The sequence below is a fragment of the Gemmatimonadaceae bacterium genome, from assembly GCA_019637445.1.
In the GTDB taxonomy this organism is placed as follows: Bacteria; Gemmatimonadota; Gemmatimonadetes; order Gemmatimonadales; family Gemmatimonadaceae; genus Pseudogemmatithrix.
Genome location: JAHBVS010000001.1, coordinates 1,380,268 through 1,399,396, shown reverse-complemented (window position 1 = coordinate 1,399,396; position 19,129 = coordinate 1,380,268). Strand labels below are relative to the sequence as shown.

At 68.2% G+C, this 19,129-nt stretch carries 17 protein-coding genes; 10 read left to right on the top strand and 7 right to left on the bottom strand.

Annotated features, from left to right (window positions below; all coding sequences use genetic code 11):
* Genes KF709_06370 through KF709_06350 form a run of 5 tightly spaced genes read left to right on the top strand, consistent with a single transcriptional unit; the run spans position 1 to position 3,224 of the window.
* Positions 1 to 474, top strand: a complete 474-nt coding sequence (locus tag KF709_06370; protein ID MBX3174019.1) for a RidA family protein — start codon at positions 1 to 3, stop codon at positions 472 to 474.
* A 17-nt stretch (positions 475 to 491) separates the two neighbouring features.
* The gene (locus KF709_06365; GenBank protein MBX3174018.1) at positions 492 to 989 is read left to right on the top strand and encodes a hypothetical protein; all 498 of its coding nucleotides are present in this window, start codon (positions 492 to 494) and stop codon (positions 987 to 989) included.
* The gene (locus tag KF709_06360; protein ID MBX3174017.1) at positions 989 to 2,383 is read left to right on the top strand and encodes an aminopeptidase P family protein; all 1,395 of its coding nucleotides are present in this window, start codon (positions 989 to 991) and stop codon (positions 2,381 to 2,383) included. Before KF709_06365 ends, KF709_06360 begins: the two co-directional genes overlap by 1 nt.
* Before the next feature lie 14 nt (positions 2,384 to 2,397).
* Entirely contained in the window at positions 2,398 to 2,757 is a 360-nt protein-coding gene (locus KF709_06355; GenBank protein ID MBX3174016.1) for a co-chaperone GroES, read from the top strand.
* A gap of 38 nt (positions 2,758 to 2,795) precedes the next feature.
* On the top strand, positions 2,796 to 3,224 hold the full coding sequence (locus tag KF709_06350; GenBank protein MBX3174015.1) for a BrxA/BrxB family bacilliredoxin: 429 nt from the start codon (positions 2,796 to 2,798) through the stop codon (positions 3,222 to 3,224).
* A gap of 227 nt (positions 3,225 to 3,451) precedes the next feature.
* Here the strand turns inward: KF709_06350 and KF709_06345 are convergent, their stop codons facing one another.
* Together KF709_06345 and KF709_06340 are read right to left on the bottom strand one after the other, a co-directional pair.
* Positions 3,452 to 4,747 (bottom strand): ABC transporter permease, encoded by a 1,296-nt coding sequence (locus tag KF709_06345; GenBank protein MBX3174014.1) that lies wholly within the window; start codon positions 4,745 to 4,747, stop codon positions 3,452 to 3,454.
* Complete coding sequence (locus KF709_06340; protein MBX3174013.1) at positions 4,740 to 5,705, bottom strand: ATP-binding cassette domain-containing protein; 966 nt, start codon at positions 5,703 to 5,705, stop codon at positions 4,740 to 4,742. Before KF709_06340 ends, KF709_06345 begins: the two co-directional genes overlap by 8 nt.
* 86 nt (positions 5,706 to 5,791) lie before the next feature.
* On the opposite strand from KF709_06340, the gene KF709_06335 reads away from it, so the two are divergent.
* From KF709_06335 to KF709_06325, 3 genes are read left to right on the top strand one after another with little or no spacing between them, the layout of a single operon-like run.
* Positions 5,792 to 6,706 (top strand): extracellular solute-binding protein, encoded by a 915-nt coding sequence (locus tag KF709_06335; protein MBX3174012.1) that lies wholly within the window; start codon positions 5,792 to 5,794, stop codon positions 6,704 to 6,706.
* A 39-nt stretch (positions 6,707 to 6,745) separates the two neighbouring features.
* Positions 6,746 to 7,549 (top strand): ABC transporter permease, encoded by an 804-nt coding sequence (locus KF709_06330; GenBank protein MBX3174011.1) that lies wholly within the window; start codon positions 6,746 to 6,748, stop codon positions 7,547 to 7,549.
* 22 nt (positions 7,550 to 7,571) lie between these two features.
* Positions 7,572 to 8,657 carry an ABC transporter ATP-binding protein gene (locus KF709_06325; protein ID MBX3174010.1) on the top strand — a complete coding sequence of 362 codons (1,086 nt, stop codon included), beginning with the start codon at positions 7,572 to 7,574 and terminating at the stop codon, positions 8,655 to 8,657.
* Here the strand turns inward: KF709_06325 and KF709_06320 are convergent.
* The 5 genes from KF709_06320 to KF709_06300 form a co-directional block, all read right to left on the bottom strand.
* Positions 8,629 to 10,215 (bottom strand): hypothetical protein, encoded by a 1,587-nt coding sequence (locus KF709_06320; protein MBX3174009.1) that lies wholly within the window; start codon positions 10,213 to 10,215, stop codon positions 8,629 to 8,631. The two genes, KF709_06325 and KF709_06320, sit on opposite strands and share 29 nt — an antisense overlap.
* A gap of 3 nt (positions 10,216 to 10,218) precedes the next feature.
* Entirely contained in the window at positions 10,219 to 11,640 is a 1,422-nt protein-coding gene (locus tag KF709_06315; GenBank protein MBX3174008.1) for a class I SAM-dependent methyltransferase, read from the bottom strand.
* Positions 11,637 to 11,783 (bottom strand): hypothetical protein, encoded by a 147-nt coding sequence (locus KF709_06310; GenBank protein MBX3174007.1) that lies wholly within the window; start codon positions 11,781 to 11,783, stop codon positions 11,637 to 11,639. Before KF709_06310 ends, KF709_06315 begins: the two co-directional genes overlap by 4 nt.
* Positions 11,784 to 11,794: 11 nt before the next feature.
* Positions 11,795 to 13,684 (bottom strand): gamma-glutamyltransferase, encoded by a 1,890-nt coding sequence (locus KF709_06305; GenBank protein ID MBX3174006.1) that lies wholly within the window; start codon positions 13,682 to 13,684, stop codon positions 11,795 to 11,797.
* Positions 13,685 to 13,822: 138 nt separating this feature from the next.
* On the bottom strand, positions 13,823 to 15,712 hold the full coding sequence (locus KF709_06300; GenBank protein ID MBX3174005.1) for an ABC transporter ATP-binding protein: 1,890 nt from the start codon (positions 15,710 to 15,712) through the stop codon (positions 13,823 to 13,825).
* Between the two features lie 48 nt (positions 15,713 to 15,760).
* Between KF709_06300 and KF709_06295 the strand changes: the two genes are divergently transcribed.
* Both KF709_06295 and KF709_06290 read left to right on the top strand, forming a co-directional pair.
* Complete coding sequence (locus KF709_06295) at positions 15,761 to 16,351, top strand: sigma-70 family RNA polymerase sigma factor (protein MBX3174004.1); 591 nt, start codon at positions 15,761 to 15,763, stop codon at positions 16,349 to 16,351.
* Positions 16,351 to 19,128, top strand: a complete 2,778-nt coding sequence (locus KF709_06290) for a serine/threonine-protein kinase (GenBank protein MBX3174003.1) — start codon at positions 16,351 to 16,353, stop codon at positions 19,126 to 19,128. Before KF709_06295 ends, KF709_06290 begins: the two co-directional genes overlap by 1 nt.
* Position 19,129 lies beyond the last annotated feature (1 nt).

Genomic DNA, 19,129 nt, shown 5'->3' with positions numbered 1-19,129 from the left:
ATGCGTCACCTTCGATTCGCCCTCATCGCACTGCTCGTCGCCGCTGGCTCGGTGCCTGCCCAGCAGGCAGCGCCGTCCACGCCAGCCGCGAAGCCCGACCTCGAGTACCTCACGCCGTTCGGCACGCCCTCGCGTCCGTTCTCGCCGGCCGTGCGCGTCGGCGACCTGATCTTCCTCTCGGGTCAGATCGGCACCAACGCGGATGCCGGCGGAACACTGGTCGAGGGGGGCATCGAGGCCGAGACGCGTCAGACGCTGCTGAACATCCGCCGCGTGCTCGAGCTCGTCGGCTCCGGCATGGACCGCGTGGTGAAGTGCACGGTGATGATGGCGGACATGGCCGAGTGGGACCGCATGAACGTCATCTACCGCGAGATGTTCCCGCCGGGTCGCCTGCCGGCGCGCTCTGCGCTGGGGGCGAACAAGCTCGCCCTCGACGCGCGCGTCGAGATCGAGTGCATCGCCACTCGCTAGTTCGAGGGCGCTAGGCGATGCCGCTGCTGCGGGCCACCGCGGCCACCATCCAGCAACTCGACGAGCCGGCGTTCCTGCGGCGCGTCTCGCTGAACCTGCTTTCGATGGCGCTGCTCACCGGCGCGGGCCTGCGGCTCTATCGCACAGCGGTCCTGCAGTTCGGGTGGAGTGATTCCTGGCTCTGGATCGCCGGCACCTTCATCGGCGGCGCGGTCTTCCTCTTCCTGATGGCCACGCTGCACCTCGGCAACTACACGCTGCGCAGCTGGTGGTGGCGGGCGCCGCTGTTTGCGCTGGTCGAAGCTGGCACTGAGATCCTCGTGAGCCTCGGGCTCACGCTCTTCGGACTCGAGGTCGTTGGCTCCGACACCGCGACGATGGAAGACTGGCAAAGCACGTCGATGCGCATCCTGTTCTTCCGCGTGGCCGGCATCACGATCTTCTCGGTGGTGCTGGCGCTGGTGTCCACCCTGGTGCGCCTGATGCTCATGCGAGCTCGGGAGGAGACGAAGTGATGCGCATCCTGCGCACTGCGCTGTTGGCCGTGGTGACCTGCGCGACGACAGCCACCGTTGCCGCCTCTCAGCAACCGCGGCGTCCATTCGGTACCCTGCGCGAGCAGGCCGAGCTGCGCCAACACTGGCTGGAGCGCCGGCTCACCACCGTGCTGCCGGCCCTGATGCGCCGTCACGGGACGGACATGTGGGTGATCCCGATGCGCGAATACAACGAGGACCCGACGTTCTCCTCGTTGGTGTCGCCCACGACCTTCGCCGCGCGACGCCGCACGATCTATGTGTTCTTCGATCGCTGCGCCGCAGACGGTCGCACGGATCCTGGCGACGGCTCCTGCATCGAGCGCATCGCGCTTGGAGGCACCTCGCAGGGCGGGCTCTACGATGCCCGCCGCGCGGCGGCTGCCGTGGACGCAGGGGCAGAAGCCCGGCAGGCGGAGTTGGTGGGTGACGAACAGTGGTCGCTGCTGCGCCAGGTGATCGAGGTGCGGAATCCGCGCGTGATCCAGATCAATGTCTCCAAGACCTTCGCCTTTGCCGACGGCCTCACGGCCGGCGAGCGCGACGGCATGGTCGCGGCGCTCGGACCGACGTGGAGCGCCCGACTGCGCTCCACCGACGCGGTGCCAGTGGAGTTCATCGCCTCGCGGCTGCCCGAGGAGGCGGAGTTTTATCGCGGCCTGCAGGAGCTGGTCTGGAGCCTCACGCAACGGATGTTCTCGGCGGAGGTCGTGAAGCCCGGCGTGACGCGCACGTCGGATCTCGTCTGGTGGTGGCGGCAGCAGGTGAACGACCTCGGGCTCGGTACCTGGTTCCAGCCCAGTGTGAGCGTGCAACGACGCGGCGCCACGGCGGGCACGCTGGGAGAGGACCCCATCATCCAGCGCGGCGATGTGCTCCACTGCGATGTGGGCATCGTGGCACTGGGGTTGGCGACGGACACCCAGCACAACGGCTACGTGTTGATGCCCGGTGAGACGGCGCCGCCGCCGGGCCTGCAGCGCGCGCTGGCCAACGCCAATCGCCTGCAGGACTTCACGATGGAGGAGCTGCGGCCGGGACGCACGGGGAACGAGGTGCTTGCCGCGGCGCTCGGCCGGATGCGTGCCGAGGGAATCGATGGCACGCTCTACTCGCATCCCATTGGCGTGAACGGGCACGGCGCAGGACCGCTGGTCGGTCGCTGGGATGCGCAGGAGGGCGTGCCCGGCAGTGGCGACGCGCGCATCATCCCGAACATGTGGTACTCGATCGAGCTGCAGGCGACGACGCCAGTCCCGGAGTGGGGCGGCCAGCCGGTGCGGATGGCGCAGGAGGAGGACGCCATCATCGGGCCGGACGGGCGGATCCGCTGGGCGCTGAGGCGGCAGGCGAACCTGTTCCTGATCCGCTGAGTTAGTTTCCGCAGATGCGCAAAGGCAAGAAGGAGCTCATCGTCGTCGGCGACCGCGTCCTGATCAAGGTCGAGGACGGCGAGGAGCGCTCGAAGGTGGGCCTGTACCTCCCGGCGACGGCGGTAGAGGGTCAGGCGGTGCAGGGCGGTCGCATCGTGGCCACGGGCCCCGGCACGCCGCTGCCCGAGGTAACGGACCATCTCGACGAGCCTTGGCGCATCGGCAGCCAGAAGGAGACGCGGCACATCCCGATGCAGGCGCAGGTCGGCGATTACGCGCTCTTCTTCCGCAAGGCGGCCGTGGAGATCACGTTCGATAACGAGCGCTACCTGGTGGTACCGCAGGCCGCGCTCCTGGCCCTGAGCCGCGAGTAAGCCGCGGCTTTCCAACGGAGAAGGAGTAGGACACGATGATGTACGACGAACAATGGATCGCGCCAATGCGCGCGGAGATCGAGACGCTTGGCGTGCAGCCGCTCAAGTCGGCGGCGCAGGTGGACGAGGCGCTCACTCAGACGAAGGGCACGCAGCTGGTGGTGGTGAACTCGATGTGCGGCTGCGCGGCTCGCAACATGCGTCCGGCGGTGGCGCTTGCCCTACGCCATGCGACGCTGCCGGAGCACAAGTTCACGGTGTTCGCCGGCAACGACGTGGACGCGACGCGCCAGGCGCGCTCATACTTCTCTGGCTACGCGCCGAGCTCGCCGAGCATCGCGCTGCTCAAGGACGGCAAGCTGGTGCACATGGTGGAGCGCTTCCAGATCGAAGGCCGCTCGGCCGACGCAATCGCTGCGGACCTGACGGCGGCGTTTGACCAGCACTGTGCGTCGGCTGCCGTTTGAGACTGATGCGCTGAGGGAACTGCTTTGCCACAGAGGCACGGAGACACAGAGGGTTGAGCGCGCACGTTGGCCTCTGTGCCCATACCATCGGCAGCTTCAAAGGGGGCTTGGCGGACAGATCATTCCGCCAGGCCCCCTTGGAAGTTGTAGTTGGCATAGACACAGAGGCCTACCTGCGTTCCGACACCTCTGTGTCTCTGTGCCTCTGTGGCAATGCAGTTAGCAGTTCAAGACTGCCGCACCCACCGCAGCAACTCGCGCATCGACGGCCGCTTGCCGTACATGAGCAGGCCCACGCGATAGATCCTCGCGGAAAGCCAGATGGCCGCCACACAGGCCGCCGCCACACCGAGGAGTGACAAGCCAATTTCCGCTGCGGAGACGGGGGTTGCCGTCATCCGCATCGGCATGATGATCGGCGCCGAGAAGGGAATGAACGACAGCCAGGTCGCCATCGAGCCCGTCGGGTTCGTCATCACCGGCTGCACGAAGATGATGCTGAAGATCAGCAGCATCATCACCGGCTGGGCCGCCTGCTGCGCCTCTTCCTGCGAGCTGACCATCGCACCCACGGCCGCGAACAGCGACGCATAGAACGTGTAGCCAAGCACGAAGTACAGCAGCAGCGCAATCAGGACCAGCGTGTCGATGTTGGGGAACGAGATCTGGGGGAAGTTCTGCACGCCCATCATCGAGAAGATGCGGGCGCGCTGCTCCCAGAAGACGATGCCGCTGGCCGTCCAGACCAGCATCTGCGTGAGGCCCACGGCGCCGACGCCCAGGACCTTGCCGGCGAGCAACGTGTCCGGCTTGACGCTCGAGACAATCACCTCGGCCACGCGAGTCGTCTTCTCCTCGAGCACGCCGCGCAGGATGTTCTGGCCGTAGAGGATGATGCTCATATAGAGCAGGAAGGCCACGCCGAAGCCGAAGAAGGTACTGGCCAGCCCAGAGCCGCTGAGTCCCTCGTCGGTGACCTTCTCGCTGGCGATGCGGATGCGCAGGCGCGTGATGGACTCCACCTGGTCCACGTTGAGACCAGCCCCCTCAAGCCGCGACGACAGCACGGCGTTCCGCACTGCGGCCTCGATGGCCTCGATCTGGCCAACCGAGCCGGCGTCGCGGCCGAAGTAGCGCGCGCGGCCGGAGTTTACGACGCCACTGTCGAGCACCAGCACGCCGTTCTCCTCGCGTGCCTGCACCAGCGCAATCATCTCTTGCTCCGTCGCGGCGACCGCGTCCTGCGTCACGGTGTCCACGCGGGCCATCTCGCCCGGGGTGCTGGCCGCCACTTGTGAGGCCGCCAGCCGCTGCGCCACACGCGCGCCCAGTCCGAGGCCGGTGGCGTCGACGATCCGCATGTTCGTCACCCGCGCCTCACGGATATTGCGCACCGAGAGGTAGCCCGGCAGCACCATGATCGCGCCGAAGAAAAACGGGCCGAACAGCGTGACGATGATGAACCACTTCGTGCGTACGCGCTCGAGATACTCGCGCTTCAGTACCGCCCAGAACTTAGCCATGGCCGGTCATCCCCTCCTCGACGCCGGTGGCGCCGACGCGCTGCAGGAAGATCTGGTGCAGCGAGGGCTGCACGCGCTCGAACCGCTGGATGGTCGCGCCCGCGCCCACCAGGCGCTGCAGGAGTACCTGCGCGTCGCCGGTGGCGCTCAACTCGACCTCGAAGTAACGCCCGTGGTCGTCCACGCGGTCCACCAAGGCCCGGTCCTGGAACAGCGCCGAGACGGCGGTGCTCGCGCTGCCGTCGAGCGCCACCGCCACCGTTCGGCCGGCGTTGTTCGCCTTCACCGAGGCAATCGGGCCGTCGAGCACCTTCTCGCCACGCGCGATGATGCACACGGCGTCGCAGAGCCGCTCCGCATTGTCCATCAGGTGGGTGGAGAAGATCACGGTCTTCCCGCGGCGACGAAGCTCCACCACCGTGTCCTTCAGCGCCTGCGCGTTGATTGGGTCGAGGCCGCTGAACGGCTCGTCGAGGATCACGAGTTCCGGATCGTGCAGCAGCGTGCCGATGAACTGCACCTTCTGCTGCATGCCGCGCGAGAGCTCGTCCACCTTGCTCTTGCTCCAATCCTTCTCCGCCGTGCGCAGCGTGAGGCGCTCCAGCCAATCATCGATGCGGATGTCAGCGGTCTTCCTGTCCACGCCCTTGAGTTCACCAAGAAAGCGGAGGATATCGCGCACCGTCATCTTCTTGTAGAGTCCGCGCTCCTCCGGCAGGTAGCCGATGCGGTCGAGCACCGCGCTGTCGCGGTTGGGGCGCCCAAGGATCGTGATGCTGCCCTCGTCGGGTGCGATCACGTTGAGGATCATGCGGATGGTGGTCGTCTTGCCCGCGCCGTTTGGGCCGAGGAGGCCGTAGACGGTGCCACGGGGGACAGCCAGCGAGAGTTGCTGGACCGCGACGTGCTCGGCGTAGCGCTTGGCTACGTCGCGGATCTCGAGTGCGAGATCGGTCATACGTCTGGGGTTGAAGTGCGTGAAAGGTACCAGCCGGACCCCCTGACGGTACTGGTGCGACGGCAGGTGGACTGCGACACTTCGGTATGCGTCCACTCCACGCCCTCCTCGTGCTCGGCCTCGCGTCCTGCGGATCCGGCAGCGCGGCGGAGCCACTCGTGGTCTACAACGCGGGCAGCCTTGCACGACCGATGCGCGCGGTGATGGACAGTTTCGCGCGGCGCGAGCGGGTGCGCGTTGCGCAGGAGAGCGCCGGTTCCCTGGAGACCGCCCGTAAGCTCACGGAACTGGGCAAGGTGCCGGACATCATCGCGCTGGCCGACGTGGCCGTCTTCCCCGAGTACCTCGTGCCCAACCACGTGGACGAGTACGTGATCTTCGCGCGCAACCGGATGGTGGTCGCCTACACCGGCGACTCCCGATACGCGAGCGAGATCTCGACCGCCAGCTGGCCGGATATCCTGAGCCGCGACGGGGTGGAAGTGGGCCGCTCCGACCCGCAGCTCGACCCCAACGGCTATCGCACGCTGATGGTCTGGCAGCTGGCGGCCGCAACACGGCGCCAGACGGATCTCCCGGTGCAACTCAGGGCGCGGGCACCCGACCGCAACGTGCGCCCCAAGGAAGCCGACCTCGTGGGACTCCTGCAGGCAGGCGAGTACGACTACATCTGGTCCTACGAGTCGATGGCCAAGTCGATCGGGCTGCGATACGTGTTGCTGGGCGACTCCGTGGACCTGTCGCAGCCGGCGCTCTCGGAGTTCTATCGCACCGCCAATGTGACAGTGCGTGGCAAGTCACCGCGTGACTCCGTGACCTTCGTCGGGACGCCGATTGCGTATGCGCTCGCCGTGCCGCGTGCTGCGCCGCATCCGGAACTCGCCGAGCGCTTCCTGCGCTTCCTGCTGTCCGCCGATGGACGGGCGATTCTGCGGCGGGAAGGGATGGATGCGCTCGATGTGCCTGTCACGCGCGCCGGCCAAGCAGCTGATGCGCGCTGAGCCTGCGCCGACACGACTGGCCTGCGCGGTGGCTCGTCGGTGATCGCGACCGCACCGTCGCGGCGGCTGCCGGCCATCGCCAGTGTGCTGGCCGCGGCGCTGGCCTCAGGCCTGCTGCTCTTCCTCGCGGCGCCGATCCTGCGGCTGGTCACGGACTCCGGTGCCGACGGCATCACACGACTCGCCACCGATGCCGAGCTTCGCGCCTCACTCCTGCTCACAGGGTTCTGCGCCACCGCCGCGACCCTGCTTGGCGTCCTCGGCGGCATGCCGCTGGCCTGGCTGCTGGCGCGGCGACGTTTTCCGGGACGCGCAGTGCTCTCGGCGGTGCTGGACCTTCCGCTGCTGATTCCGCATCCGGTAGCCGGCATCGCGTTGCTGCTGCTGCTGGGTCGCGAGTCGGCCGTAGGCGGTGCGGCGCTGGAGATGGGCCTGCGTATCGTCGGCACTCCGCTGGGCATCATCGCGGCGATGCTGTTCGTGTCGGCGCCGCTCTTCGTGAGCGGTGCGCGCGAGGCCTTTGCCAAGGTCGATCCGCGCTTCGAGGGCGTGGCCCGGACACTCGGCGATGCGCCGTGGACGGCGTTCCGTCGCGTGACCTTGCCGCTGGCCGGTCGCGGCCTGCTGGCCAGCGCGGTGGTGATGTGGGCGCGCGCGGTCAGCGAATTCGGGGCGATCGTCATCCTCACGTACAATCCCAAGGTGGCCAGCGTCTTGAGCTATGACCGCTTCACCAGCTTCGGACTCTCCGAGGCGCTGCCGGTGGCTGCGGTGCTCGCTCTGTTGGCGCTCCTGCCGCTGACGCTCTTGCGGACGCTGCGACGGGATCGGGGGGCCGAATGACCGCGCGCGAGCGGAGGTCGTCGTGAGCGGCCTGCGGCTGCGCGATGTGTCCGCGCGCAAGGGACGATTCGCGCTCGACAGCGTGCAGCTGGAGCTTGGGGCGCGCGAGTACGGAGTCGTCATCGGACCGGCGGGGGCAGGGAAGACAACCCTGCTCGAGGTGGTGGCGGGGCTTCTTGCGCCGGAATCAGGCAGCGTCGAACTCGGCGGCGTCGCCGCACGCGGCGTCCCGCCTGAGGCGCGCGACATCGGGCTCGTGTACCAGCACGCGTTTCTCTTTCCGCATCTCAGCGTACGGGAGAACGTTTGCTACGGCGCGCGGGTCGCTGCGGATGCGCACGATGTCGCCGAGCGCTTCGGGGTCACCGAACTGTACGCACGCGATGTCAACGGACTCTCCGGCGGCGAGCGACAGTTGGTCGCACTGGCGCGAGCCCTCGCGCGGCGGCCGGCCCTGCTGCTGCTCGACGAGCCGTTCTCTGCGCTCGACCCGCGCCGGCGTGCCGTCGTGCGGCGGGAGGTGCGCGCGATGCATCGCGAGTGGGGGCTCACCACGCTGCAGGTAACGCACGATTTCGCCGAGGCAGGTATGCTTGGCGACCGTGCCATCCTCCTCGACGCGGGACGCGTGCTGCAGCAGGGCACACCCGCGGAAGTATTCCGTCGGCCCGCGTCTCCGTACGTCGCGGAGTTCCTTGGTGCGGAGAACGTGCTGGGCGGCTCAGCGCGCGAGCTGGGTGAGCTCTCGCCGGATTGGCTGGAGGGAGATCCGGCGGCGTACGCCAAGGGTCATCGCGCGTTCGCCTTCGAGTCCGACGGCCTGACACTCTATGCCGTGGGCGATTTTGCGGAGGGCGCCGGCCACGCCGTGATTCGCGCGGAAGAGATCACCATTGCCCGCGATCAATCGCACGACTCGGCGCGCAATCGATTTGCCGGTCGAGTGGTCGAGGTCGCCACGCTGGGCGCCTTGACGCGCGTGACGGTTGATGTGCGTGGGGTGCTGTTGGTCGCCGCGTTGACCACGCGCTCGGCCGGTGAGCTACGCCTGGAGCCCGGCCTCGCGGTGGTCGCGACCTTCAAGGCGATGGCGGTGCATCTCTGCTGAGGCGCAGGCGTTCCGGCGGGATTGGCGTCACGCGCAATGGCTGGCGGAAGGCGTCCACCCACCAGGTGCGATCGTCCGGAACAGCAAGCCCAGCGTTGAAGAGCGCGTTCAGCGTGCGCGGCAGGACACTGGCCGGCGTGACATTGTCGGGAAAGACCTCGGGGTGGCCCGGCACCCGGTAGGCGGCGAAGACATCGAGCCGTTCGCGCAGTTGGGTTGCCGTTAGCTCTACGAGCGGCACGGTGCGCCCACTCATCGCGTCCTCTGTCATGCGTCCGTGTCCGTGGTCGGACTGGATCAGGATGACAGGCGGGATCTTCGACCGGCGAATGAGTTCGCCCACGGTCTCGAGCACGAGCCGGTTGGCGCAGCGCACCTGGGCGGCGTAGGCCGCGCGGATGGTCGAGTCCGCCGCCGCATCCGCGTCCGCATCGTTGACCGGCCACCACGGCTCCTGCGGCTCGCAGTCCGCGGAGAACTGGTAGGGTTCGTGGGGCAGCAGGGCGTGCACGAAGGAGAAGATCGGTCCACTGCTATCCGGCAGTGTGCGCACGGTCTCGAACTTCCACCGGATCGCTGTGGCCGCCTCCAGCGGATATGGAAACGCTTGCACGCGTTCGCCGGCCGCACTCTGGCAGCCGTGACGCCCGCAGCGGAGCGCAATCAGTGCATCAAACGGTCCGTTGGCACGCCAGCTGTGGAACCACGTCGCCCGGCGCGCAGCGTCCTGCGTCAGGCGGATGTCAGCTCGCGGATGCTGCGATGTGGCGTGGAACGTCGTGGGGAAGAATGCGAAGCGATACCCGCGTTCCTGCAGCGCCGCAATCATTGCGCCCTGCTCAACACGGGCAAAGACCGCGGGCCAGCGCGCTGTCGAGTCGTTCACCGTCTCGTGCACCGGCGCGCCGTCGAGCAGTGTCGCCAACACGAGACTGGTATGTGGATAGTTCGTGCGTGCTGCGGGGGGCAGCACGAACCCGAGCTGCCGCAGCGAATCTTCGAACGCGCGATTGTCCACGCCGTAGGTGGCGGACAGCCACGGCGAAGCCGTGTACTTGTCGAGCACGAACAGATAGATGTCCGGCCGCTCGGCGCTGCGACCGCTGCCCACGTGCGTCTCACCCGCGACGGTTCGCATCGCCGTCGCGGCGCCAAAGACCTGGAAGAGCACCAGCAGTCCCGAGCCGATGCTCAGCGCGCGCACGAATCCCTCGCCCACGGTTAGCCGGCTTGCCACGAACACGGCGAGCCCGCAGAGCAGGGTCCAGAGCAGCACCGAGTCGGCGACGGGAAGCCGGAGGCCGAGCAACACGGCGTATGCCGCGTAGGAAGAGTAGAGCGCCCCCCAAGCGACCACTGTGAGCGCCACGAGCCCGCGGGCAGCGGCGTCCTTTGTGACCGCGCGGCCAACAAGCGTTCCCAGCGCCGCGACGGCCAGCGCTCCCAACACCGACGTCAGCAGATCGCCGAGCCTGCCCGTGCTCGCCAAGCCCGCCTGCCGCCATTGCACCAGCGCAAACCACGCCGCGACAAGGAACGGAAACGGCGCGACGCGCATCGGCTAAGCCCCGAAGCGGTACAGCACGCGGCCACTGTTGCCGACGGGCCTCGTGGCCAGCGCACGAAGCCCCAAGCCGGCGAACGCTTGACGGAAGTCAGCCTCGGCGTACTGCCCGAAGATGTCCTCGCGTGCGCTCAGCAGGCGCTGTACCTGCGGGTCGGTCTTCGGTACCCACTCGACGATGACCTGCCGGCCCAAGCGAGCCAGCATCGCCGCGACGCCCGGCAACGGCACATTGTTGCCGATCGCAAGATGGTGCACGAGGGCCAGCGCCATCACCGCATCGAACGGCCCGCGCCCAGCCAGCGAAGGCCACTCGGCGTGGTCCCAACCCTGCGACGGGCTCGGATTGGTCAGGTCCACCCACACCGGCACGATGCCGGGATCGTCCTGCTGCTCGAGGCGCCGGAAGTGCCGCTCGACGGCCACGGGATCGCCATCCGCCGCTACGACGAGTGAAGCACCCGCGCCCCGCGCGACACGGCTGTACTCGCCGGCGTTGGCGCCAAGGTCGAGCACCGACTTTGCGCCGCTGGACTTCACGAAGTCCCCCACGACCGCGTGCTTGGCCTCGCGGTCCGCGTTCGCGTAGCCCAGGTTCTCCTCGTAGGCGCCCCACTCCGTTCCCGGCGGAGACCACGAAAGCCCTTGAACCGCGCCCTCGAGGTTCAGGACGAGCCCTTCGATGCCGCGATCCGATACGCTTGGCGACTTCGATGTCGCTCCCGCGGCCGCTCCGCCTGCCGAGCCAGCGGCCGTGCGTCCTTTAGTTGCCGAGTGCCGCGCGATGCTCTTGGCGTGCAGGTGGATGTGGAACTGCGCCCACATCGAGAACTTCGTGCGGCCCGGCAAGAGCCGCGACGCGAGATCCAACGGGATACCGTCCACGTACTGCCGCAGCAAGAGACCGAGTCGCACGTCCACCATCGCCTGCAGCGCCAGCGGTGCGAGGAAGTGCTGGCAGAACTGCCGATATGCGATCCACGGTGCCCCGGGCTCGCGCCGCTCGAACGACAGCGTGTCGATGAGCACGGGCTTCCCGCCGCGGAACTGCACATTGAACGCGCTGGCATCCTTGAGCGTCATGCCGTGCGAGAGCGCCAGGCGCTGGATGCGCAGCGTGAGCAGCGCCGCAGCCCTGCGCTGCCCAAAACTCCACTCGTAGGGCAACGAGATGAACGGGATGCGTTCGGGACGCAGAACAAAGGCGGCGCCGGCCTGGGCCGCCTCGCTCAGCGGCCGCTCCTCGTGCGCCACCAGCAGGCCATCGCGAACAAGCGCGTCGTACAGACCGCTCGCGCGAAGATGCTGATAGTGCGGGCGGTATCGCTCCTGCACCTGCCGCAGGAGCACGCCGTTGGCGGTGAAGAGAAAACCGCTCGGGTCGCGGAACGAGCTCCCGATCCGCCCGTCCGCCGTCACTTGGGCTTCTTGAACAGTCGGGCGAAGAAGTCGCGGATGGCCCAGCTCACGCGCTTGATCGAGAGGATCGCACCGAGCACGCCGGCAATCAGGGCCTGCAGGATCACCGATCCGGAGATCGGGTCCAGGTAGGCGTATGTCACGTCCGGTAGGTTCACCATGCGATGCCGTAGTCCTCGCCGAAGTTGCTGGCCGCACCCCAGAAGGAGCGGTGCTTCCTATCCCAAAGTATCGCCGTGATGGGTCCAGAGGTGTAGCGGGCGAAGTCCAGGGAGTATCCCTTACTGCGCAGGTCGTCCCGGACCCAGTCGGGGATGCGCTCGTTCAGCTGCAGGCGCCCCGGCCGCGCATCGTGCGCGCCGAAGCTCGACCGCATCTGGTACGAGTGGAAGCCCGTATGCTCGGCGGCCTGCTGGACGGTGAAGTCGAACTCGACCATCGACAGGAAGAACTGCAGCAGGTCCTGGTCCTGTGTGTCGCCGCCCTGCACGGAGAAGGCCATCCAGGGCTCGCCGTCCTTCATCGCGATGGTCGGCGTGAGCGTCACACGCGGCCGCTTGCCCGGCGTGACCACGTTGTACGGGCCGTCCTCCTCGTCCACCACGAAGCTCTGCATGCGCTGCGAGAGCCCGATGCCCGTGCGGCCGGCAATCACCGCCGGCACCCAGCCACCGCTGGGCGTGATGGAGACCATCCAGCCGCTCTTGTCGGCCGCCTGGATGCTCGTCGTGCCGCGCGTGAACGCCTCAAGGAACTCGGCGTCGAGTTCGTTGGAGGTGGAAGCACCGTCGTTCATCGCGCGGCGACGTAGCGAGTCGGGACGCGGACCCGAGGTGGACCAGCGCTCGAGCAGTGCCGTGAACGGATTCTCGCCCTGCTGGAACTCATACGGATTGCCCGGCCGCACCGCCGCATCGTTGCGCTCGTGGTTCATCATCCCCCAGCGCTTGCGGGCATAGTCCTTGGACATCAGGCCCTGCACCGGCTCCTCGGGCGGGAAGTACGGATCGCCGTAATAGAAGTCGCGGTCCGCATAGGCGAGGTTCATCGCCTGGTAGATGGTGTGGATGTACTGGCCGCTGTTGTAGCCCATCCCCTTGAGGTTCGCGTTCTCGAGGATGTTCAGCGCCTGCAGCAGCACCGGGCCCTGCTGCCAGATCGGGAGCTTGTAGACCTGCACCCCGCGGTACGTCGTCGAGTACGGCTCCTCGATGCGCACTTGCCAGTTGGCGAGGTCCTCCTTGGTGAACAGGCCGCCGTCCTCCTGCACGCCGCGCACGATCTCGTCGGCGATGTCGCCGCGGTAGAAGCGCTCGTAGGCGGCCATGATGGCTTCCTTGCGCGACTTCCGCTGGCGCAGCGCACGCTGCTCGGCTTCGATCAGCTTGCGGAAGGTCGCCGCGAGGTCCTTCTGGACGAAGATCTCGCCAGCGCTCGGGGCCTCGCGCTCCTCTCCCGGGTGTGTAAGGAACACGTTGGGGGAGTACTTCCACTGCTTGATGCGGCGCGCGTTGGCGTTGATGCCGTTCGCGAGCTGCGCCTCCATCGGATAACCCTCTTCGGCCATCTGCAGCGCCGGCGCCAAGACCTGCGCCAACGACATCGTCCCATACTCGGCAAGCATCACCATCAGGCCGCCCGGCGTGCCGGGCGTCACGGCCGCCAGCGGGCCGAACTCGGGTGGGAAGCTCATCCCCTTGCCGCGGAAGAACTCCGGCGTGGCACCCGTGGGAGCAACACCAAGGGCGTTGATGCCGATGACCTTCTTGAGGCCCGGGTGGTAGATGAGGGCCTGCGTCTCGCCGCCGCAGCCGAGCGTGTCCCACATCGTGCAGGTCGCGGCAAGCATCGCGGCGGCGGCATCCACCGCGTTGCCGCCCTGCTGGAAGATCATCGCCCCAGCGGTCGCTGCGAGCGGCTTGCCGGTGACAGCGACCCAGTGCTTGCCGTGGAGCTGCGGGCGTTCGGTGCGCTGGGCGGTGGCCACGGAGGCGTGGCCGAGCGTGAGCGCGAGGATGGCGAGAAGCAGGCGGCACTTGGACATGGCAGGAAGATGCGCGGGTCTGGGTCGGAGGGCTACGGCCACGGTCAACACGCCTCCCAGAGGTCGCGGTTTCCCGCGCTTCTGCCGCCCGGGCCAACGCTGACCGACTCACGCCGACTCAGACCGACTCAGGCCCGCTCAGGCCAGCGCGTCCGCCGCCATCTGCCGACGCACCATCTCGGCGTAGCCCGCGTCGGCGGCCATCAGCGACTCGTGTGTCCCGCGCTCCACGATGCGGCCGTGGTCCATGACGAGAATCAGATCCGCTCGCCGAATGGTCGACAGCCGGTGCGCGATGACAAACGTCGTGCGATGCGCGAGCAGGGTCGCCATCGACGCCTGGATGAGCTGCTCGCTCTCGGTGTCGAGGTTGCTGGTGGCCTCGTCGAGGATCAGGATGCGTGGGTCGGCGAGAATTGCCCTCGCGATGGCCAGCCGTTGCTGTTGTCCGCCCGACAGCTTGACCCCGCGCTCGCCGATCGACGTCTCGTAGCCGCCCGGCAGCCGCTCAATGAACTCGTGCGCATTGGCCTGCCGTGCGGCGCGCTCCACCTCCTCGTCCGTCGCACCCTGTCGCCCGTAGGCGATGTTGTCCCGCACGGAGCCGTCGAACAGGAACACGTCCTGCTGCACGATGGCCAGCATCGAGCGATACGAGCGCAACTTGATGTCCCGCAGGTCCGTGCCGTTCAGCAGGATGCGTCCCGTGCTCGGGTCGTGGAAACGCGCCACGAGGTCCGTCACCGTGGTCTTCCCCGCGCCGCTACGCCCAACCAGCGCCACCACGCTGCCGCCCGGCACGGTGACCTCGAAGTCATGCAGCACCGGCACGCCAGGTCGGTACTCGAAGCCCACCTGTTCGAAATGGATCTCGCGCACCGACGCTGGCGCGTCCACCGCATCGGGTCGATCGGGCTTGTCCTCGTCCATCTCGAGCACGCCGAACACCCGCTCCATCGCCGCCACGGAGCGCTGCAGCTCGGAGAACGAGTTCACGATGTTCCACACGGGGCCCAGCAGGAGGAAGCTGTACCACTGGAACGCCATGATGTCGCCGATCGACGCGCGTCCCTGCACGGCCAGATATCCACCGAACCACACGATCACCACGTTCACGCAACCGACCAACAGCCCCCAGGAGGTCCAGAGCACCATCTCGCGGCGGCGCGCGAACATCTCCTTGCGCACCACGGTGTGCCGACCGAGCAGGTACTCGAGCAGTTCGAGCGTCTCGCGCCCGAACCCGCGCACCACACGGATGCCGCCAAAGGTCTCGCCCACGCGCCCATCAATGCGCTCGGCATCCTCGCGCACCGAGCGGTAGATCGGCCGGATGCGCTTGGCGAAGATGAAGCTCATCAGCATCGCGCCAGGGATCACCGTCATCGCCGCCACGGCCAAGCGCCAGTTGAGCGAGAGCAGGATCCCGATGGCGATGACCAGCTTGAGCACGGAGATCGACGGCGAGATGATCGCCATCTGCAGCAGGCCCGTGGTCGTGTCCACGTCGCCCGACAGCCGCGAGAGGATGCCGCCGGTCTTGAACTCCCAGAGGTTCGGCAGCGGGAGCCGCAGGAAGCGCTCGAACAGCGAGCGCCTGAGCGTGAGCATCACGTCAATGTCGAGCCGCCGCTGCCGGTATTCGCGCGTCATCCCCGTCAGCGCGTTGGCAATCACCACGGTGAGGAACAGCCCGCCTGCCACGTGCAGCAGGTTGAGTCGCGCGCCCTGTTCGAGGCCCCCTGCCAGCAGCACACGGTCGATGATGAACCGCATGAACAGCGGCTCGAGCATCTCAAAGCCCGCACCGATCAGGGCCAACAGGGCCAACAGGCCAATCGCACCGCGATGCGGTCTCAGCCAGGTGACGTAGTGCTGCAGGTTGGCGCGGATCGAACGCGACGGTGGCTTCACGGCCGTCGGGTCGCCACCCTCCGGCAGCTTCGGGCGTTCGTCGCCCAGGCGCCGCGCGCGGTAGTCACGCACGAACTCGAGGTAGCGCTGGCGTGACGAGTGGGAGCGGGGCACGGCGCAAATCTACCTGCCCGTCCCGTCCTGCGGCTCTATATTCACGCCATGGCACAGCCCGAGTCCTCCGCCACTCCAGGGGATGTCACCCAGTTGCTGGCCGCGGCGCGCGGCGGGGACGCGGGCGCGCTCGACGCGCTGTTCCCGCTGGTCTACGCGGAACTGCACCGCGCGGCCGAGCTCTTGCTCAATCGCGAGGCCCAGGGCCACACGCTGCAGGCCACGGCCCTGGTGCACGAGGCCTATCTCAAGATGTCGCGCGGCGGTGCGCCTGACGCCGAGGGCACGGCCCACTTCCTCGGCATCGCCGCGCGCGCCATGCGACAGATCCTCGTGGACCATGCCCGGCGTCGCAAGACCGCCAAGCGCGGTCGCGGCGAGGTCTTCGTCACTCTCGGCGATCACGCCGCCGCCGACGCACCAGAGGCAGACGCCGAGCAGTTGGTTGCCTTGGATGAGGCGCTGACCGAACTCGCCAAGATGGACGATCGTCTCGGACGCGTGGTCGAACTGCGCTTCTTCGGCGGGCTCACCGAGGAGCAGACCGCAGCCGCACTCGGTGTCACGTCGCGCACCGTGCAGCGCGATTGGGCCAAGGCCCGCGCCTGGCTGCACGCGCGGATCGCGCAGGACATCTAGTGCAGCGCAGGAGCAGCGGGGCCCAGGAGCGCTGGCTCAAGCTGTCGTCGCTCTTCGACCAAGCGATGGAGGTCGCGCGCGACCGGCAGGCCCAGTGGGTCGACGATTGCTGCGGCGAAGATCGCGCCATGGCCGACGAGCTCAAGAAGATGCTCGAGGCCTTCCACACCACGGGCCTACTCGACAGTCCCGCGCCACACCTGCCCGACGCGGATGCGCCGATCGCCGAGCGACTCGGCGCCGCGCTGCAGGGCCGATATCGTCTGGGCGAGGAGATTGCCCGCGGCGGGATGGGGGCGATCTTCCGCGCCCACGAGGTCAAGCATCAGCGCGACGTGATCCTCAAGGTGCTGCGGCCAGATTTGGCGATGGCGGTGGGTCGGCAACGCTTCGAGGCCGAGGTGCAGATCGCGGCGCGGCTGGCGCATCCGCACATCATCCCCCTGCTCGACTCGGGCGATGCCGGCGGCCTGCTCTACTTCGTGATGCCGCGGCTGGCCGGTGAGACGCTGCGCGAGCGCCTCGATCGGGTGGGGCCGCTGCCGGTGCCGGCGGCGCTCAAGCTGCTACGCGACATCGCCGATGCCCTGCACCACGCGCACGAGTCCGGCGTGGTGCACCGCGACCTGAAGCCGGAGAACGTGTTCTGCAGCGGCGACCACGCATTCCTGCTCGACTTCGGGATCGCGCAGTACACGTCACGCGAGATCATCACGGGCAGCGGGGCAATCGGCGACGACAGCGACCGCCTCACGCACGAAGGCCACGCGGTCGGCACGCCGCGCTACATGGCGCCGGAGCAGGCGGCCGGGCGCGTGGTGGACCATCGCGCCGACCTCTTCGCCTGGGGCCTCGTGGCCAGTGAGATGCTGCTCGGCAAGCACGGGGGCAACCTCGACATTGGAAGCTCGCGCTCGGACCTGCCGCCGGCGCTTGTTGCGCTGATCTACAAGTGTCTGGTACCCGAGCCGTCGCGTCGCCCGCCGAGTGCAGGCACGCTGGTGGCCGCGCTGGACTCGATGATGGCGGGCGCGCCGAGCGTGATTGACGCGTCTGGCGCCGCGCTCGTGCGCGAAGCGTCGCGCGGACGGACCCTGCGCTGGGCAATCGCTGCGGCGGCGGCCGTGGCGGTCGCGTGGCTTGGCTGGGGCATTGTTCGTCCGCGTGACACGGTTCGCGCTGGCGACCTGGTGATGCCCGTCGCCGTGGCGCCGTTCCGCTTGGACGGCGGCAGTGGTGGCGACGACGTGCGTGGGCGGCTCGCCGGAGCCTGGGTCACACAAGGCCTCCACGAGGCCGGCCTGTTCCAGGTCATCCCCTGGTCCGAGGTCCTCAACGTCACCGACGGCGGTGACGACCCGGCAGAGCTGCTTCGCTCGAGACTGAACGCTGGTACCATCGTGAGCGGCGGCATCTTCAACACCCCCGAAGGGATGACGCTGATCGCCGAGGTGCGGGACGCGCGGCGGGGGCAGTTGCTGGTGTCGGTGGAGCCGGTGAATGTCGCTGCCGACTCGCTGACGCTTGGAGTCCGCCTCCTCCGCGACCGCGTAATGGGCGCGCTGGCCGCCAAGCGCGACGAGCGCTTCGCCTCGGTGGCGCAGGTGCTCGAGCGGCCGCCTACCTTCGAGGCGTACCGGGCATTCGATCGGGCGCTCACGCAGTTCAACCGCCAGCAGTATCGTGAGTCGTACGCGGGCTTTCGCTCGGCCTATGTCGCGGACTCCGGTTTCATTCCGCCACTCGTGTACGCCGCTCAGGCGGCGTGGAATACCGGCCAGTTCGCCGCGCTCGACTCCATCCTTGTCGTGCTCGATGCGCGGCGCGGTGAACTCAGTGACTACCACGACCACTTGCGCGCGTTTCTGCGGTCAACCCTCGCAGGGGACGCCCCCGCCGCGTTCGACGCCGCCTCGCGGGCGGCGGCGCTGGCGCCGGATTCACGCGCCGCCTATGACGCGGCCTTGGTCTCGCTCTGGCTTGGGCGGCCAAAGGATGCCCGCGCGCGTTTCGAGGCCCTGAGCCCCGATCGCGGTGCCATGCTGGGCTGGCCCTCGTACTGGACCAACTTGGCGCACGCGCGCCACCTCACGGGCGATTTCGCGGCCGAATTGAGGGCGGCGCGCGAGATGCGTGCTCGCCACCCGAACCTGCGCGTGGCATGGACGCTCATGGCGCGTGCACTGGCGGCGCAGCACGACACGCTTCGGCTGGACTCGCTGCTGGTCGCCGCCGAGCCGCTGGAGGCCGAGGTGTATTGGTCCCAGGCCAGCCTGCTGGTCGTTGCGGGCGAGGAAATGGCCGCGCACGGGGACACAACGGCGGGCATGCGTTATCTGCGGCGGGCCGAGTCCTGGCTGAATGCCCGCCTGCGCCTGCACCCCAGCGAGAGCGAGCATCTGTTCTGGCTCGGGTCGGCCCTGCACTCGATGGGACGCTACGCCGAGGCCGAGCGTGTGCTGACGCAGCGAGCGCGACAGTCGCCAACGCGCACGAGCTTCCAGGAACAGGCGGCGATGGCCGCCGAGCGCGCGGGCTCACGGGGCGCGCTTGCGCGTGTACGGGCGCCAGAGCCGCAGGACCTTGGGTCGCGTCGGGTGGCCGAGGCGCGGCTGGCAGCGGCGTCGGGCGATGTGCCGGTCGCGACGGCCCAGATGCAGGAGGCCCTTCGCCGCGGCTATCGCAGTTGGCCCTGGCTTCACGGCACGGCGTGGCGGGACTTCCTGGGCGCCGTGGCCGATTCGACGCTGGCGTCGCTGGTGGGCGTGCCGCGCTAGG